Here is a 15,429-nt window from a genome sequence, read left to right as displayed (position 1 = left end):
CCTCGAAAGGCGATCAATTGTCGCAGGGGAAGGAGACGACATGCCGCAGCCCGGGCGAACGACCGGAACCAGCTTAAGTGCAAACGCCGTTCCGCGTCACGCTAGTAAAGATGCGGCCTTGAGACGGTTCGGCAAGGGCTGAGGGCGCGAAATCTCCGCCTGACGGAGCGACCCCCGCCGGTGCGCGACGGCTCTTTCCGCGATCTCTCTTCCGTCATTGCCCGGCTCCGTCCGGGCAATCCATTGCCGACTGCGGCGCGCGTTGCACGTGCTGGATCACCCGGACCAAGCCGGGTGATGACGGCGGAGAGATCGAGCCCCGATTTCCGTGTTTTCCTGAAAAACAGGAATGACGCGCGATGATTGGGGGCCGGAAGCGCGCTTCCTCACACGTCGAGGTTCACCACCGAGAGCGCGTTTTCCTGGATGAAGTCGCGGCGCGGCTCCACCTCGTCGCCCATCAGTTTGGTGAAGATATCGTCGGCCGCATCCGCCTCGCGCACCTTCACCTGAAGGAGCGAGCGCGCGTTCGGGTCGAGCGTCGTCTCCCACAGCTGCTCCGGGTTCATCTCGCCCAGGCCCTTGTAGCGCGACAGCGACAGGCCCTTGCGGCCGAAGGCCAGCAGCGAGTTGAACAGCGCGCGCGGGCCGCGGATGGCGTGGGCGGTGTCCTTGCGCTTCAAGGTGGCGGCCTTGCCGTACACCTCGAACAGATGCTCGTGATAGCTGTTGAGCTTGCGGGCGTCGGCTGAATCCAGAAGGGCCGCGTCGATGGTTGCGACCTCCTTCACGCCGCGCAGCGTGCGGGTGAAGACCAGCGACCCGTCGTCCTTCGCCTCGCCTTCCCAGCCCTTCTCGAATTCCTCGGCGAGGATATCGAGCCGGCGGGCGATGTAGGCGGCGGCTTCCTTCGCCTTCTCATGATCTTCGAGAATTTCCGGCGACAGGGCGCCGGCGATCGCCGCCTGTTCGACCGCGTTGCGGTCGTAGCGCGAATGCAGGCCGTCGAGCACGTTGGAGATGGCACGCGCCTCTTCCACCACGCCGCGCAGGTCCGGACCCGAGCGCACTTCGCCGCTGTTCAGCGTCAGGCTGGTGTCTTCCAGACCCGTGGCGATGAGGAAGTCGACCAGCGCCTTCTCGTCCTTCAGGTACTGCTCGGAGTTGCCGCGCTTGACCTTGTAGAGCGGCGGCTGGGCGATGTAGATGTGCCCGCGCTCCACCAGCTCCGGCATCTGGCGGAAGAAGAACGTCAAGAGAAGCGTGCGGATATGGGCGCCGTCCACGTCGGCGTCCGTCATGATGATGATCTTGTGGTAGCGCAGCTTGTCGGGCGCGAACTCTTCCTTGCCGATGCCGGTGCCGAGCGCGGTAATCAGCGTGCCGATCTCGTTTGACGACAGCATCTTGTCGAAGCGCGCGCGCTCAACATTGAGGATCTTACCACGGAGCGGGAGAACCGCCTGGTTTTCGCGGTGGCGGCCCTGCTTGGCGGAGCCACCGGCCGAGTCACCCTCAACCAGGAACAGTTCGGCCTTAGAGGGATCGCGTTCCTGACAGTCGGCGAGCTTGCCGGGCAGCGAGGCCACGTCGAGCGCGCCCTTGCGCCGCGTCAAGTCACGCGCCTTGCGCGCCGCCTCGCGGGCAGCCGCCGCCTCCACCACCTTGCCGACGATGGTCTTGGCAGGGGCGGGATGCTCCTCGAACCATTCGGCCAACGCCTGGTTGACGGCATTCTCGACAACCGGGCGAACCTCGGAGGAGACGAGCTTGTCCTTGGTCTGGGACGAGAATTTCGGGTCCGGCACCTTTACGGAGAGCACGCAGGTCAGCCCCTCGCGGCAATCGTCGCCGGAAAGCGCGACCTTCTCCTTCTTGGTGAGGCCCGAGCGTTCCGCATAGCCGGTGACCTGGCGCGTCAGCGCCCCTCGGAAACCGGCCAGATGCGTGCCGCCGTCGCGCTGCGGGATGTTGTTGGTGAAGCACAGCACCTGCTCGTGGTAGCTGTCGTTCCACCACAGCGCGGCCTCCACCGTGATGCCGTCCTTCTCCGTATTGATGACGACGGGATCCTCGATCAGCGGATGCTTGGCGCGGTCGATGTAGCGCACGAAGGCCTCAAGCCCGCCCTCATAGTGCAGCTCCACCGATTTCGGCTCCACGCCGCGCTTGTCGGTTAGAAGGATGCGGACGCCGGAATTGAGGAACGCGAGTTCGCGCAGCCGGTGCTCCAGCGTGTCGAAATCGAAATCGAGCTTGGTGAAGGTTTCCGGCGAGGGGTGGAAGGTCACCTCCGTGCCGGTATCTTCGCCCGCATCACCGATGACGGCGAGCGGCGCGTCGGCCACGCCGTGGGTGAACGTCATGGAATGGACGTGGCCGTTGCGGCGGATGACAAGCTTCAGCGTGGTCGACAGCGCGTTGACCACGGAAACGCCGACGCCGTGCAGACCGCCGGAGACCTTGTAGGAATTCTGGTCGAACTTACCGCCGGCGTGCAGCTGGGTCATGATGACCTCGGCCGCCGAGACGCCTTCCTCGTGCATCTCCGTCGGGATGCCGCGGCCGTTGTCGGTCACGGTGACCGAACCGTCGGCATTCAGCGTCACCTTCACCAGATCCGCCCAGCCGGCAAGCGCCTCGTCGATGGCGTTGTCGACCACCTCGTAGACCATGTGGTGCAGGCCGGAACCGTCGTCGGTGTCGCCGATATACATGCCGGGGCGTTTGCGCACGGCGTCCAGGCCCTTGAGGACCTTGATGGATCCCGCGCCGTACTCGTCCGCGCCGTTGCCGTTTCTCGGTGTATCGTTCATGCGAATCAGCGACCTGCAATTTGAATGTGTGCGATAGGTTATAAGGGCTTTGAGCGCGGGTTCAACATAAGGAAAACGCGTGTGAATCCGCGCGTTCCCCGCGTGCCCGCGTCAGCCCGCCCCGAGCCGCCTCGACGGGATCGTTTCGCAGCCGTTGTGACGCACGATGGCGGCGGGGTGAAGGCAGGCGCCGCAACGGGGCGGGTGGGTATCACAGGGCGGGTGGTGTCGTCTCGCAGGCCGTAACGTCCGATTGGGCGGTGAGAGTGTCGCATCGTTGGACGGAAGCAGGTCGCCCATCCTTCGAGACGGCCTTGTCAGGCCTCCTCAGGATGACGTTATCGTGTTGTTATTCCGATAAAACTCTCAGCACATGCAACGTCATCCTGAGGAGCCCGCATCAGCGGGCGTCTCGAAGGATGGGCCGCACCCGAAAGCTCCGCGATCCGGGTCCGCCGGGCCGTCAGGCCCCCTTAGGCTTTCACCGCCCCAGCCGCGGCGCCGTTCAGCGGATTCTTCGCCGACCAGGCGTAGCGGATGGTTTCCATGCGCATGGAGCGGGCGTCGAAGAGGATCAGCCGGCCGACGAGATCCTCGCCGAGGCCGGTGATCTCCTTGATCACCTCCATCGCCTGCATGGTGCCAACGATGCCGGGCAGCGCGCCGAGCACGCCAGCGACGGCGCAGGTCGGCAGAAGGCCTTCCGGCGGCTGGTCGGGGAAGAGGCAGCGGTAGGTCGGGTTCGGCTTGCCGTTTTCGCCCGCAAGGTAGGGTTTGAGCGTCGTCAGCGAGCCGTCGAACTGGCCGATCGCCGCCGTCACCAGAGGGCGTTTGGCGTAAAAGGCGGCATCGGACACGCAGTAGCGCGTGGCGAAATTGTCCGAACCGTCGGCGACGATGTCATAGGCGGAAATCAGCTCTTGCGCGTTTTCCGGGGTGATGCGCATCCGGTGCGTCTCGACGTTCACATGCGGATTGAGCCGGGCGACCGCCGCCCTGGCGCTCTCCACCTTCGGCTCACCCACCGCATCCGTGTCGTGGATGATCTGGCGCTGCAGGTTCGACAGCGAGACGATGTCGTCATCGACGATGCCGACGGTGCCGACGCCGGCAGCGGCCAGATACTGGATCATCGGCGCGCCGAGGCCGCCGGCGCCGATGATCAGCACGCGCGCTGCCTTCAACTTCTGCTGGCCGGGGCCGCCGACATCGCGCAGGACGATATGCCGCGCGTAGCGGTCGAGTTCCTCAGGCGAAAGTGCCATGAAATTTCCTATCCCAGCAGCCGGCTGACGACCCTGGCGGTGTAATCGACCATGGGGATGACCCGGGCGTAGTTCACCCGCGTCGGTCCGATGACACCCAGAACGCCAACGATGCGCTGTTCCTTGTCGCGGTAGGGCGAGACGATCAGCGAGGAGCCGGACAGCGAGAACAGCTTGTTCTCCGAACCGATGAAAATGCGAACCCCCTCGCCGCGTTCCGCCGCTCCCAGAAGCTGTATCAGTTCGCGCTTGCTTTCAAAATCGTCGAAAAGCAGCCGGATGCGTTCCATGTCCTCTACCGTTGCGGCATCGAGCAGGTTGGAGCGCCCGCGCACGATCAGCGTGTCATGGCGCCCGGTCTCGTTGCCGGCCCAGGTCGCAAGCCCCTGATCGACGAGGCGGCGGGTCAGCTCGTCGATCTCCGCCTGGCGCTGGTCCTGCTGCGCTTCGAGTGACGAGCGCGCCTCGGCCAGCGAGCGGCCGCGGATATGGGCGTTGAGATAGTTCGACGCCTCCACCAGCGCGGAAGCCGGCAGCCCCTCCGGCAGGTCGATGATGCGGTTCTCCACCGTTCCGTCTTCGGAGACCAGCACGACGAGCGACTTGGTCGGCTCCAGGCGGACGAACTCGATGTGCTTCATGCGGGTGTCGGACTTGTGGGTCAGCACCACGCCCGCCCCGTGGGAAAGGCCGGACAGCATCTGGCTCGCCTCGGTCAGCACCTGTTCCACGCCGCGCATGTCGCCGGACGCCTTGACGCGCGCCTCGATCGCCTCGCGCTCGTCGCGGGTAACGTCGCCGATCTCAAGAAGCGCATCGACGAAGAAGCGCAGGCCCAGGTCCGTCGGCAGGCGGCCGGCGGAGGTGTGGGGCGAGAACAGGAGGCCCAGATGCTCCAGATCCGACATCACGTTGCGCACCGAGGCCGCCGACAGGCTGATCGGCAGGATGCGCGAGACGTTGCGCGAGCCCACCGGCTCGCCGGTTTCCAGATAGGTCTCGACGATGGAGCGGAAGATCTCGCGCGACCGGTCGTCGAGGTCGCGCAGCCCCCCGCCGGGGGTTTCGATCGATACGGCTGGCTTGCTCAGATCCCGCATTCGTTTCTCTCAAACTTGCAATCGGCCGGCTGGACCGTTTCGCTGCCGGATTGACTATATTTAGTCCCAAGTGCCGACAAGTGGGCAAGGCCCCTTTACGCGGCTTGCTCGGCGCGGCTACAAGGCTCGCCAATGATCCCGGACCCGAGCGCCTCTTTCCGCGCCTCTGACGGATTGCGGCCCGGCCGAAACGGAGACCTTTCATGCGACCTTCCAAGCGTGCCGCCGACGAACTCAGGCCCGTGACCCTCGAGCGCCGCGTTTCCAAGCACGCGGAAGGCTCCTGCCTCGTCAAGTTCGGCGACACGCACGTGCTGTGCACGGCAAGCCTGGAAGAGCGCGTTCCGCCCTGGCTGCGCGGCCAGAACCGCGGCTGGGTGACCGCCGAATACGGCATGCTGCCGCGCGCCACCGGCGAGCGCATGCGCCGCGAGGCCTCCGCCGGCAAGCAGTCCGGCCGCACCCAGGAAATCCAGCGCCTGATCGGCCGCTCGCTTCGCGCCGTGGTCGATCTGGAAGCGCTGGGCGAGCGCCAGATCTCCGTCGACTGCGACGTTCTCCAGGCCGACGGCGGCACCCGCACCGCCTCGATCACCGGCGCCTGGGTCGCGCTCAACGACTGCATCGAGTGGATGCGCGCCCGCGACATGGTGACGAAGCCGGTCCTGAAGGACCACGTCGCCGCGATTTCCTGCGGCATCTATGGTGGCACGCCCGTCCTCGACCTCGACTATCTGGAGGACAGCGACGCCGACACGGACGCCAATTTCGTCATGACCGGCGCCGGCGGCCTCGTCGAGATCCAGGGCACGGCGGAAGGCGCGCCGTTCTCCGTCGCCGAATTCAACCAGCTTCTGGAACTCGCCCAGGGCGGCATCTCCCGCCTTGTCGATCTCCAGAAGATGGCGATCCTTTAAGGCAAGCGCAATGACCCGCACCCTCACGCCCGGCCGTCTCGTGCTCGCCAGCCACAATGCGGGCAAATTGCGCGAAATCCGTGCGCTGGTGGAGCCCTTCGGCATGGAGGTGGTCTCCGCCGGCGAACTCGGCCTGCCCGAGCCGGAGGAGACGGGAACCACGTTCGAGGCGAACGCGGAGCTGAAGGCCCGCGCGTCCGCCACGGCTGCGAACCTGCCGGCGCTTTCCGACGATTCCGGCCTTTCGGTCGATGCGCTGGGCGGCGATCCGGGCATCTATTCCGCGCGCTGGGCGGGGCCCGACAAGGATTTCGCCATGGCCATGCGCAACGTGGAGGAAAAGCTCCAGCAGGCGGGCGCCTCCACGCCCGACAAGCGCACCGCCCGTTTCGTCTGCGCGCTGTGCCTTGCCTGGCCCGATGGCCACGTGGAGACCTTCCGGGGCGAGATTGCCGGCACGCTGGTCTGGCCGCCGCGCGGCGCGCAAGGCTTCGGCTACGATCCCGTCTTCCTGCCGGAGGGCCACGAGCGCACCTTCGGCGAAATGAGCGCGGAGGAAAAGCACGGCTGGAGTGCGGGCGAGGCCGATCCGCTGTCGCACCGCGCCCGCGCCTTCAAGCTTTTCGCCGACGCCTGCCTGGAGCCGACACGCGCCATATGACGCAAGACCCGGGATTTGGGATCTACATCCACTGGCCGTTCTGCGCGGCCAAGTGCCCCTATTGCGACTTCAATTCCCACGTTCGCCACCAGGCGATCGACCAGGAGCGCTTCGCGAAAGCGTTCGCGACCGAGCTTGCCCATTTCGCAAGCCAGACGCGCGGACGCGAAGTCACCTCGATCTTCTTCGGCGGCGGCACGCCCTCGCTGATGAAGCCGCAGACGGTGGAGGCGATCCTCGGCTCGGTCGCCAAGAACTGGACGCTCGCGAGCGATGTCGAGATCTCGATGGAGGCGAACCCGTCGAGCGTGGAGGCGGACCGTTTCCGCGGTTACCGGGCCGCCGGCGTCAACCGGGTCTCGCTGGGAGTTCAGGCGCTGAACGACGCGGAACTCAGGTTCCTCGGCCGGCTGCACGACGTCGACACCGCGCTTCGCGCCATCGAGACGGCGCGCGAGACCTTTCCGCGGCTTTCCTTCGATCTCATCTACGCGCGGCCCGGCCAGACGCCGGAAGCCTGGCGCGCCGAGCTTGAACGCGCCATCGGCCTCGCGGCCGATCACCTGTCGCTCTACCAGCTGACGATCGAGCACGACACGCCGTTCTTCAAGCTCTACGAGGCGGGCAAGCTCGTCGTGCCGGATCCGGATGCGGCTGCTGATCTCTACGAGGCGACACTGTCCACCTGCGAAGCCCACGGCATGCCGGCCTACGAGATTTCCAACCACGCCGTTCCGGGCGCGGAGTGCCGACACAATCTCGTCTACTGGCGCTACGGCGACTATGTCGGCGTCGGCCCCGGCGCGCACGGCCGCCTGACCGGCGGCAACGGCAAGCGGGCGACGGCCACCGAACTGCATCCCGAAACCTGGCTGGAAAAGGTGGAGCGTCAGGGCCACGGCATGATCGAGGATCAGGTGCTGACCATGGAAGAGCAGGGCGACGAGTACCTGATCATGGGCCTCAGGCTCGTGGAAGGCGTCGATCTCGCCCGCTACGAGAAGCTTTCCGGCCGCCGTCTCGACCCGCGCCGGCTGAACGACCTCGTCTTCCACGGCATGGTGGAGCGGATGGACGACACCCGCGTGCGCGCCACGCGCGACGGCTTCTTCGTGCTCGATGCGGTGGTGGCCGACCTGGCGGCCTGAGCGAAGCGGGTCGGCTCCGCCGAATGAGGCATTCTGCCAGACCCGGGCATCCCGATTACTGAGTCACGGCTCTCCGCTTCGCTGCGGCCGGGATGACATCAAGATGATGAAAGAGGTTGCCCGGCTAGAGCGTATGCCGATCGGATTGAACCAATCCGATCGGCATACGCTCAAGAAATCGCTCCAAAGGTTGGCCCGGAAGTGGTGGCCGGTTCTTGTACCGAATTCTATGCGCTTTCATCACTCTCCATCGTCATCACCCGGCGAAGTCCGGGTGATCCAGCGCGCGCTGGATTCTGCGGCTGACGGTGGATTGCCCGGACTTCGCCGGGCAATGACGGCGCAGCGGCATGAGGGCGAATGGTCGAAAGCGCGTAACCCGTCTCCGGTTGTGGCCGGCCGCTCCGCCATCTCCCAAAGTATCCGATCTTTGCCGTCTAAATAGGCAATTGCCCGAACCGGTGTCACTTTCAGTTGCGCGCGCGGCCAAATCCCTTTTAACATGTTGCATTGCAAAAATAACCAAGGGGACGCTGGCAATGAACCTTCATGACTTCATGCAGGTGCCGTACTATCAGCTTTACGAGATGAACCATGCGGCGCTCAGTCCCATGCGGGCGGCCGCGGATGTCACCCGGCTCTATTTCAAGAACCCGCTCAACCCGGCATCGCACACGCCCATGGGGCGCAGTGTGGCGGCGGCGTGCGAGTTGTTCGAGCGCGTCACGCGGCGCTACGGCAAGCCGACCTTCGGCTTCGGGTCCACCCGCGTCGGCGGCGTGAAGGTGCCGGTGCACGAGGAAATCGTCTGGCAGCGTCCGTTCTGCCGGCTGATCCATTTCCAGCGTGCCCTCGACAAGCCGCGCAACGACCCCAAGCTGCTGATCGTCGCGCCGATGTCCGGCCACTACGCGACGCTCCTGCGCGGTACGGTGGAAGCCTTCCTGCCGACCCACGACGTCTACATCACCGACTGGATCGACGCCCGCCAGGTGCCGCTGTCGGACGGGCTGTTCGATCTCGATGACTACATCGACTATGTCATTTCCATGCTGCACCGCCTGGCCGGCGACACCCACGTGATGGCGGTGTGCCAGCCGGCGGTGCCCGTGCTCGCGGCCGTTTCGGTGATGGAGGCGGACGGGGACCCGTACGCCCCCAACACCATGACGCTGATGGGCGGGCCGATCGACACGCGCGAAAACCCCACCGCCGTCAACGACCTTGCGATGACGAACGGGATCGACTGGTTCAAGCGCAACGTGATCATGCAGGTGCCGTTCCCGCTGCCGGGTGTCATGCGCGAGGTCTATCCGGGCTTCCTGCAGCTCTCCGGCTTCATGAGCATGAACCTCGACCGCCATCTCATCGCCCATAACGACTTCTTCAACCACCTCGTCACCGGCGACGGCGACAGCGCGGAAAAGCACCGCGAGTTCTATGACGAGTACATGGCGGTGATGGACCTGACGGCCGAGTTCTACCTGCAGACGGTGGAGACGGTGTTCATCGACCACGCGCTGCCGAAGGGCGAAATGATGCACCGAGAGCGACCGGTGGAGCCTGCCGCCATCCGCAACACGGCGCTGCTGACCGTGGAGGGCGAGAAGGACGACATTTCCGGCATCGGCCAGACGCGCGCCGCGCACCGGCTGTGCAGCAACATTCCCGACGAAAAGCGGGCCCACTACATGCAGGAGGGCGTCGGGCACTACGGCGTTTTCAACGGTTCGCGCTTCCGCTCAGAAATCGCCCCGCGCATCGCCGACTTCATCCGCTCCAATCGCTCGCCGGCGAACGCCCCCGTACAGGCCCCGGGGCGCGCAGCGGTTTCCGCAGCCTCCTCGGCGGGTGCGGGTGCGGGGGCGGGGGCGGGGGCCGCAGCCGCAAAGCCTGCCGCAGCCCCCGCACCCAAACACGCGGCAAAGCCCGCAGCCCGGCTGCAGGCCGTTCCGGCCGGTCTCGCCGCGATCACGCTTGCCGCGCCCGACGGCGAACCGGACGACCTGAAGCGCATCTCCGGCATCGGTCCGAAGCTGGCGGCGGCACTCAACGGCGCCGGGATCTACCACATGAGGCAGATCGCGGCCCTGAGCGCGGCGCAGCTTGCCGAGCTTGACGAGAAACTCTCTCTTCGCGGGCGTGCCATTCGCGATGACTGGGTCGCACAGGCAAAGGCGCTCGGCTGAGACGGCGGACCCGCGTGCCAATGGTAACGCGCCCGGGTCCGCGCCGAAATCAGCGCCGGAATCCGCATAGGAACCCGCGCGCTCAGGCGGGGTCTTGCGGCGGCATCAAACGCACGCCCCGGTAGCCCGCCTTGCCGACGCGGGTGCACAAGCGGGACCACTCGCAATCGTTGCAGGCGCTGCGGATGGCGCCTTGCGCAAAGGCATGCCGCAGCCGCGCGACATCCTCACCGCTCAGCACGAATTCAGCCCCTTGCGCGATGGTGCGGCCGAGCAGGGGGCCAACTTCCGCCGCCGCCCGCGCATCGCGCCCACAGACGCGCGCGAGGAAGCAGTGCGGCTCCTTTTCGTGCGCGATGAGCGCCTCGCAGATCGCATCCGGCCCGGAGACGACACGCACGCCTTCGCCGGCGTTCAGCCGCTCCACGATGGCATCGTAGGCGCGGGAAAATTCCGCGTTGTAGCCGTTTCCCACATAGGTCAGCAGGCACAGGAAGTGGTGGCCGCGCAGCTCAACAGTCATTTCCGGATCCTGTTGGAGGTCGCCCGCGCGCGCATGGCATCGCCACGAAGGCCGGCGGGCTCGATGTCGTGTCGCAAGCCGGCCGTGGCGCGGGATCGAACGGGGCGGGACGATAGAGCAAATCGCGACCGGTTTGAAATGATCGGGATGAAATATCCGCAAGCCTGTGCCGGCCGCAGGGCGCGGCAGGGCGCCCTCACAAACCGAAACCGCTGCCGGCCTCGCCGCCGCCCATGGCCGGATCCATCAGATCGTGCAACCGGTTGGCCGCGCACTGGGCGAGCCTGAGCGTCATCGCCTTGCGCCTAGCCGCGGCAAGCGGATGATCGGGTGCCGGGCGCAGCACGTCGGCGCCGAAGCCGTCCGACATCATCAGCCCCGCCTCCTCGGGAAAGATCTCCGCCGGCACGTCGGGATGGGTGGCGAAAAAGAACCGGTCGCACCAGGCCCGGTAGTCCGGCCATTTCGAATCGGCCCGGAAATCGGCGATCGAGGATTTCACTTCCACGATCCAGATCTCGCCCTTGGCCCCCACCGCGACGATATCGGCGCGGCGGCCCGACGGCAGCGTGAATTCCACCACGCAAGCCGCGCCGGAGCGGCGCATCAGACGCGAGACCCCGCGCCGGACCATCAGCGCGGCCTCCGACTGGCGGCCGTCGATCAGCCCGGCGGCGATGGATTGTTCGAAGACGTTCATGAACGCTCCCGTACCTCGAAGATGCCACATTGTTCTTGCTATGTTCGACGAAATCAAGACCACCGGATTTCGGATTTCCAGGGGCCGGCACGAACGGGCGACGGCGCGGGGCAAGCCGGCATTGTAACCCCGGCAGAAAGCACGGCCACGCGGCGGGCGCTTCTTGATCCAGCAGGCCGCCGGACCCGGTTTCGCAACGTTTCGCGGATGGGAATAAAGCAATAAATAACAATGGTTTATACCCTTATTTCAAAAGCGCAATACGGCAAATGAAACCGATAAAAACAACGGAATGTTAAGTGCTCCGCGGTTACACGAGAGACGAGTGACGAGCGGATGACCGAAAAGCGCGCAACAGGCGTGGTCAAGGGGCATATGGTCGAAGCAATCCAACGCAAGGCGAAACCGGCGCCAACCGGTGCGGACGCGGCATCGCCTGCGAACCGGAAGGCGCGACCTGGCGACACGGCATTCGCCGCCGACCCCGCTTTCGACGGTCTGCTTTCGATCCTGCGCGTGGCGACCTGGATCTACGACCCGCGCCGGAACACGATCACCTGGCAGCGCATTTTCGCCGAAACGCCGGGGGAGAGCCGTCCGCAATCGACCGAGCGGCTGGGCGATGTGGTTTCCCGTTATGCCGAGGAGGACCGCGCCAACCTGCTGCGCCACTACGAATCGGCCCTGCGCGACGGACATCACGGGCCGGTGCGCTTCACGGTGATGAACCGGGCCGGCATCGCGACCCATATCGAAAGCGCGGCGATCCGATCGGAATCGAAGGACGGCACGCCGCTGGTACGCGGCATTTTCCGAAATTGCGAGGAGGATGTGGGGCGGGAGGTCGCGCTCAACGATGCGCTGACGCTGCTGAGCCGGCTGACGACGACGTCGCCCTCCGCGATCCTGCTGCTCGACGAGAATGGGCTGATCCGCTCCGCCAACCCGGAATTCCTGCGCACCTTCCACATCACCGACGAGCGCATGGTGGTGGCACGCCACATCCGCGCCTCGGGAAACGTGCTGGGCAAGAGCTTCGTCTCCACCATCGCCACGCTGATGGACAACACCAAGGACGTGCAGAAGGCCCAGCAGCGCTTTCAGCTTGCCGACAATTCGATGGTGACGCTGACCTTCCGCTGCCACCGTTTCGGCGGAACCGCCGGCGAGCAGGGCATGATCTTTGCCGGCGAGGTCACCGATCCGGATGCGGTGGACATGGGCGCGGTCTTCGACCGGCTGCCGACGCCGGCGATGGCCGTCGCGCTGCACGACAACGTGATCGCGGCGGCGAACGCGGCGGCGCTGCGCATGTTCGGCCTCAGGCGCGAGCATGTGGGCAACGACACGATTACCCAGATCCTGATGCGGGCTGCCGACCTCAACCAGATCAGGCAGGACATCGAGGCCGATGGCAGCGAGGCCGGCCTCGTGTGCCCGGTGCGCAGCCTGCTGGGCGGCGCGCAGAACTACCGGGTGAAGGCGAGCGAGTTTTCCGATGACGGCCGCTCGTTCCTGGTTCTGGAGTTCCACGACGCCAAATCCGACCAGCCCCGCCAGAAGACGCCGCGCGGCAACGGCGGCCCGAAAAAGGGACTGCTGAGCCGCGTCGTCGACCATCTCGATTTCTAGAACGCTCTCCCCCGACGAGACCCGCTGCGGCCGATCGAACATGGGCTTTGTCCGGATCGATCGCCGGCCGGCGGCGGGCTTTGCGAATGCGTCGCCGACCTGAGGAACACCTTCCGGACGCCCGGCACCGTCACGCGCGATACCCTCGTCCAGACGCACCTGGAAGCGTTTCAGGGCCGGATTTCGGGCGACGCGGCGCGCATGGCATCGGACGGAACGGCGACGCCGCAGGGCTGGCCTGACGGGTGTGCACCGATGGTTGCGGGATCGTCGGTCTATCCGGTTGCCTGCGGCTTTGGTTTGAGCTATGCAACGCATATCCGCCGGCGGGTCACCGCCGCGCAAAGCTGCACCCGTAGCTCAGCTGGATAGAGCGCTGCCCTCCGAAGGCAGAGGTCACAGGTTCGAATCCTGTCGGGTGCACCATTTTCTTCCCGAAGAGACCTTCCAAATGCCTGGATACCTGGCGCCAGGCTCGCGTTTGATCGCGCGCGGATCTGCTTTCGCGCAGCGGGCCATGCGGGATGAAACTGGGCACTATTGCTGCGCGATAGTGCTGTGACCATTTCAGGCCCATCGTGATGACGGAAGCACCGGTCAATGTTTCCGCGAAACGTTCCATTTTGCCCTTGGGGCCTTCACAATGAACGTGCAAACGCATGCCAACCTGGCCCGCAGCTCCGGCATGGGGCTGGAAAATTACCTCCCTGGCAGAAAAATAGCTCAGGGTAGCGGCGATGCGTGGCGCAATCTCGACGCCCAGATCTTTTCCCGCCCCGCACGCGAAGAGGACATTCTCGTTCCGGCCGTCGCAGAACCGCTTGTCGTCTACATCCTGTCGGGCGAGGCGTTCGTGGAGGAACGTGAACCGGATGGCGACTGGATCGGCGCCAGGGTCCGCGAGGGCGCCTTTTACCTGACCCATGCCGATGAACCCTATCACATGCGCTGGCACACGTCGGATGATCGCCCGTTCGATGTGTTGCAGCTCTATCCCGGCCATGCGTTGATGGAGGCTGCGGCCACATCGCTCGGGCTGAAACTCCCGGCCGTCCGGCTGCAGGATGTCTCTGCAGGCGAGGATCCGCTTGTCGCAAGCATCCTTTCAACGCTGGCGGACGAGCTGCGGCGCGGTCCGGACGGAAATGCATGTCTGGTGCAAGGCCTGGCAAGCGGGCTCTGCGTGCATCTGCTTCGCAACTTTTCTCAAAAAGACACGGCGTGGCGGCGCCGAGAGGCCAGATTGCCTGCCTGGCTGCTGCGCCGCGTTCTGAGCCACATGGACGCGCACCTGGCGGAGACGTTCGACCTCGACGTCCTGGCAGAACTCTGCGCCATGAGCCGGTTCCACTTCAGCCGCGCCTTTCGAAACACCACAGGCCAGCCCCCCTCGCGCTGGTTCATGGCGCGCCGGGTCGAGAAGGCAAAATCGCTGCTTCGCGAAACGGCGCTGCCGGTCGTCGAAATCTCCATGTCCGTTGGCTATGACAGCCCCGGACATTTCGCTCAGGTTTTTCGGAAATACACCGGCCTGAGCCCAACGGCCTATCGCGCCATGTGAGGTTTGCGCAAAATCGCGACAGTCTCCGCAAGGGCGCGAACGCGTGGCGGGGACGAAGCCTCTAGATCTTCTCACGTCCTTCACGGCCCTGGAGGCCAGAGACGGAGAATGAGCAATGGATATCAGGAACAAAGTCGCCCTCGTCACCGGTGCATCCAGCGGCATCGGTGCTGCAACCGCGCGCAAACTTGCTGCAGAGGGCATCAATGTCGGACTTGCCGCACGCCGGCGCGACAGACTCGATGCGCTTGTCGCGGAAATCGCAGAAGGCGGCGGTCAGGCCATCGCGCTTGAAACCGACGTGACGGACCCGGCCTCGTGCAAGCGGGCCGCGGAGGCACTGATCGCGGCCCACGGGCGGATCGACGTGCTGGTGAACAATGCCGGACTAATGCCGCTTTCTGACATCGACAGCTTCAGGACCGATGAATGGCAGCGAATGGTCGATGTGAATATCTCGGGCGTTCTCAATGTCTCGGCTGCCGTCCTGCCACAGATGATCAAGCAGAAATCGGGTCATGTGTTCAACATGTCCTCGATCGCGGGACGCAAGGTGTTTGCCGGCCTGTCCATCTATTGCGCGACCAAAGCCGCGGTGGCCGCCCTGTCGGACGGAATGCGCATGGAACTCGCCCCCAAGCACAATATCCGCGTCACCAGCATTCAGCCGGGTGCGGTCAAATCCGAGCTTTACGAGCAGATCAGCGATCCCGGATACCGCAAGCAGATGGACGATCTCGCCGCCAGAATGACCTATCTGGAAGGCGAGGACATCGCCGACGCCATCCTCTTCGCGCTCAAGGCGCCCGAGCGGATGGACATGTCGGAAATGTTCATCATGCCGACCGAACAGGGCTGGTGAGCCCTCATCGCCGCCGGCTCGCCGGGGAGTGGGGCCATGCGTGAGATCGATCCGC

12 protein-coding genes and 1 tRNA gene are annotated in these 15,429 nt (G+C 65.3%); 8 read left to right on the top strand and 5 right to left on the bottom strand.

Going from position 1 to position 15,429, the window contains the following annotated elements; translation table 11 throughout:
- Positions 1-386: 386 nt before the first annotated feature.
- From gyrB to hrcA, 3 genes are all read right to left on the bottom strand, one after another.
- Positions 387-2,816: a DNA topoisomerase (ATP-hydrolyzing) subunit B gene (gene gyrB, locus V2L18_RS22335; RefSeq protein WP_336180565.1), complete on the bottom strand. Its 2,430-nt coding sequence runs from the start codon at positions 2,814-2,816 to the stop codon at positions 387-389.
- A gap of 473 nt (positions 2,817-3,289) precedes the next feature.
- Positions 3,290-4,081, bottom strand: a complete 792-nt coding sequence (gene moeB / locus V2L18_RS22330) for a molybdopterin-synthase adenylyltransferase MoeB (protein WP_336180564.1) — start codon at positions 4,079-4,081, stop codon at positions 3,290-3,292.
- Between the two features lie 8 nt (positions 4,082-4,089).
- Positions 4,090-5,181 (bottom strand): heat-inducible transcriptional repressor HrcA, encoded by a 1,092-nt coding sequence (gene hrcA / locus V2L18_RS22325; RefSeq protein ID WP_336180563.1) that lies wholly within the window; start codon positions 5,179-5,181, stop codon positions 4,090-4,092.
- A 203-nt stretch (positions 5,182-5,384) separates the two neighbouring features.
- On the opposite strand from hrcA, the gene rph reads away from it, so the two are divergent.
- From rph to phaZ, 4 genes are all read left to right on the top strand, one after another.
- Positions 5,385-6,098 (top strand): ribonuclease PH, encoded by a 714-nt coding sequence (gene rph / locus V2L18_RS22320; RefSeq protein WP_336180562.1) that lies wholly within the window; start codon positions 5,385-5,387, stop codon positions 6,096-6,098.
- Between the two features lie 10 nt (positions 6,099-6,108).
- On the top strand, positions 6,109-6,759 hold the full coding sequence (rdgB, locus tag V2L18_RS22315; RefSeq protein ID WP_336180561.1) for an RdgB/HAM1 family non-canonical purine NTP pyrophosphatase: 651 nt from the start codon (positions 6,109-6,111) through the stop codon (positions 6,757-6,759).
- Positions 6,756-7,907: a radical SAM family heme chaperone HemW gene (hemW, locus tag V2L18_RS22310; protein WP_336180560.1), complete on the top strand. Its 1,152-nt coding sequence runs from the start codon at positions 6,756-6,758 to the stop codon at positions 7,905-7,907. The genes rdgB and hemW overlap by 4 nt, the downstream gene beginning before the upstream one ends.
- 539 nt (positions 7,908-8,446) lie before the next feature.
- The gene (gene phaZ, locus V2L18_RS22305; protein WP_336180559.1) at positions 8,447-10,096 is read left to right on the top strand and encodes a polyhydroxyalkanoate depolymerase; all 1,650 of its coding nucleotides are present in this window, start codon (positions 8,447-8,449) and stop codon (positions 10,094-10,096) included.
- 82 nt (positions 10,097-10,178) lie between these two features.
- Here phaZ and V2L18_RS22300 read toward each other — a convergent pair whose 3' ends face one another.
- On the bottom strand, positions 10,179-10,619 hold the full coding sequence (locus tag V2L18_RS22300) for a DUF1284 domain-containing protein (protein ID WP_336180558.1): 441 nt from the start codon (positions 10,617-10,619) through the stop codon (positions 10,179-10,181).
- A gap of 196 nt (positions 10,620-10,815) precedes the next feature.
- Positions 10,816-11,319, bottom strand: coding sequence for an MmcB family DNA repair protein (locus V2L18_RS22295; protein ID WP_336180557.1), 504 nt, complete (start codon positions 11,317-11,319; stop codon positions 10,816-10,818).
- Between the two features lie 336 nt (positions 11,320-11,655).
- On the opposite strand from V2L18_RS22295, the gene V2L18_RS22290 reads away from it, so the two are divergent.
- The 4 genes from V2L18_RS22290 to V2L18_RS22275 all read left to right on the top strand — a co-directional run bounded on the left by V2L18_RS22290 (position 11,656) and on the right by V2L18_RS22275 (position 15,374).
- Positions 11,656-12,951, top strand: coding sequence for a PAS domain-containing protein (locus V2L18_RS22290; protein ID WP_336180556.1), 1,296 nt, complete (start codon positions 11,656-11,658; stop codon positions 12,949-12,951).
- Positions 12,952-13,300: 349 nt separating this feature from the next.
- Positions 13,301-13,377 (top strand) — tRNA-Arg (locus V2L18_RS22285).
- 217 nt (positions 13,378-13,594) lie between these two features.
- Positions 13,595-14,512: an AraC family transcriptional regulator gene (locus tag V2L18_RS22280; protein WP_336180555.1), complete on the top strand. Its 918-nt coding sequence runs from the start codon at positions 13,595-13,597 to the stop codon at positions 14,510-14,512.
- A gap of 115 nt (positions 14,513-14,627) precedes the next feature.
- Entirely contained in the window at positions 14,628-15,374 is a 747-nt protein-coding gene (locus tag V2L18_RS22275) for an SDR family oxidoreductase (protein WP_336180554.1), read from the top strand.
- The last annotated feature ends 55 nt before the right edge of the window (positions 15,375-15,429 follow it).

This window comes from Breoghania sp. JC706 (assembly GCF_037026715.1).
Lineage (GTDB): Bacteria > Pseudomonadota > Alphaproteobacteria > Rhizobiales > Stappiaceae > Breoghania.
This window is presented reverse-complemented; position numbering and strand designations above follow the sequence as displayed.

Excerpts from the sequence above, each read along its gene's own strand:
- gyrB (WP_336180565.1), bottom strand. The coding sequence starts at position 2,816 with ATGAACGATACACCGAGAAACGGCAACGGCGCGGACGAGTACGGCGCG.
- moeB (WP_336180564.1), bottom strand. The coding sequence starts at position 4,081 with ATGGCACTTTCGCCTGAGGAACTCGACCGCTACGCGCGGCATATCGTC.
- hrcA (WP_336180563.1), bottom strand. The coding sequence starts at position 5,181 with ATGCGGGATCTGAGCAAGCCAGCCGTATCGATCGAAACCCCCGGCGGG.
- rph (WP_336180562.1), top strand. The coding sequence starts at position 5,385 with ATGCGACCTTCCAAGCGTGCCGCCGACGAACTCAGGCCCGTGACCCTC.
- rdgB (WP_336180561.1), top strand. The coding sequence starts at position 6,109 with ATGACCCGCACCCTCACGCCCGGCCGTCTCGTGCTCGCCAGCCACAAT.
- hemW (WP_336180560.1), top strand. The coding sequence starts at position 6,756 with ATGACGCAAGACCCGGGATTTGGGATCTACATCCACTGGCCGTTCTGC.
- phaZ (WP_336180559.1), top strand. The coding sequence starts at position 8,447 with ATGAACCTTCATGACTTCATGCAGGTGCCGTACTATCAGCTTTACGAG.
- V2L18_RS22300 (WP_336180558.1), bottom strand. The coding sequence starts at position 10,619 with ATGACTGTTGAGCTGCGCGGCCACCACTTCCTGTGCCTGCTGACCTAT.
- V2L18_RS22295 (WP_336180557.1), bottom strand. The coding sequence starts at position 11,319 with ATGAACGTCTTCGAACAATCCATCGCCGCCGGGCTGATCGACGGCCGC.
- V2L18_RS22290 (WP_336180556.1), top strand. The coding sequence starts at position 11,656 with ATGACCGAAAAGCGCGCAACAGGCGTGGTCAAGGGGCATATGGTCGAA.
- V2L18_RS22280 (WP_336180555.1), top strand. The coding sequence starts at position 13,595 with ATGAACGTGCAAACGCATGCCAACCTGGCCCGCAGCTCCGGCATGGGG.
- V2L18_RS22275 (WP_336180554.1), top strand. The coding sequence starts at position 14,628 with ATGGATATCAGGAACAAAGTCGCCCTCGTCACCGGTGCATCCAGCGGC.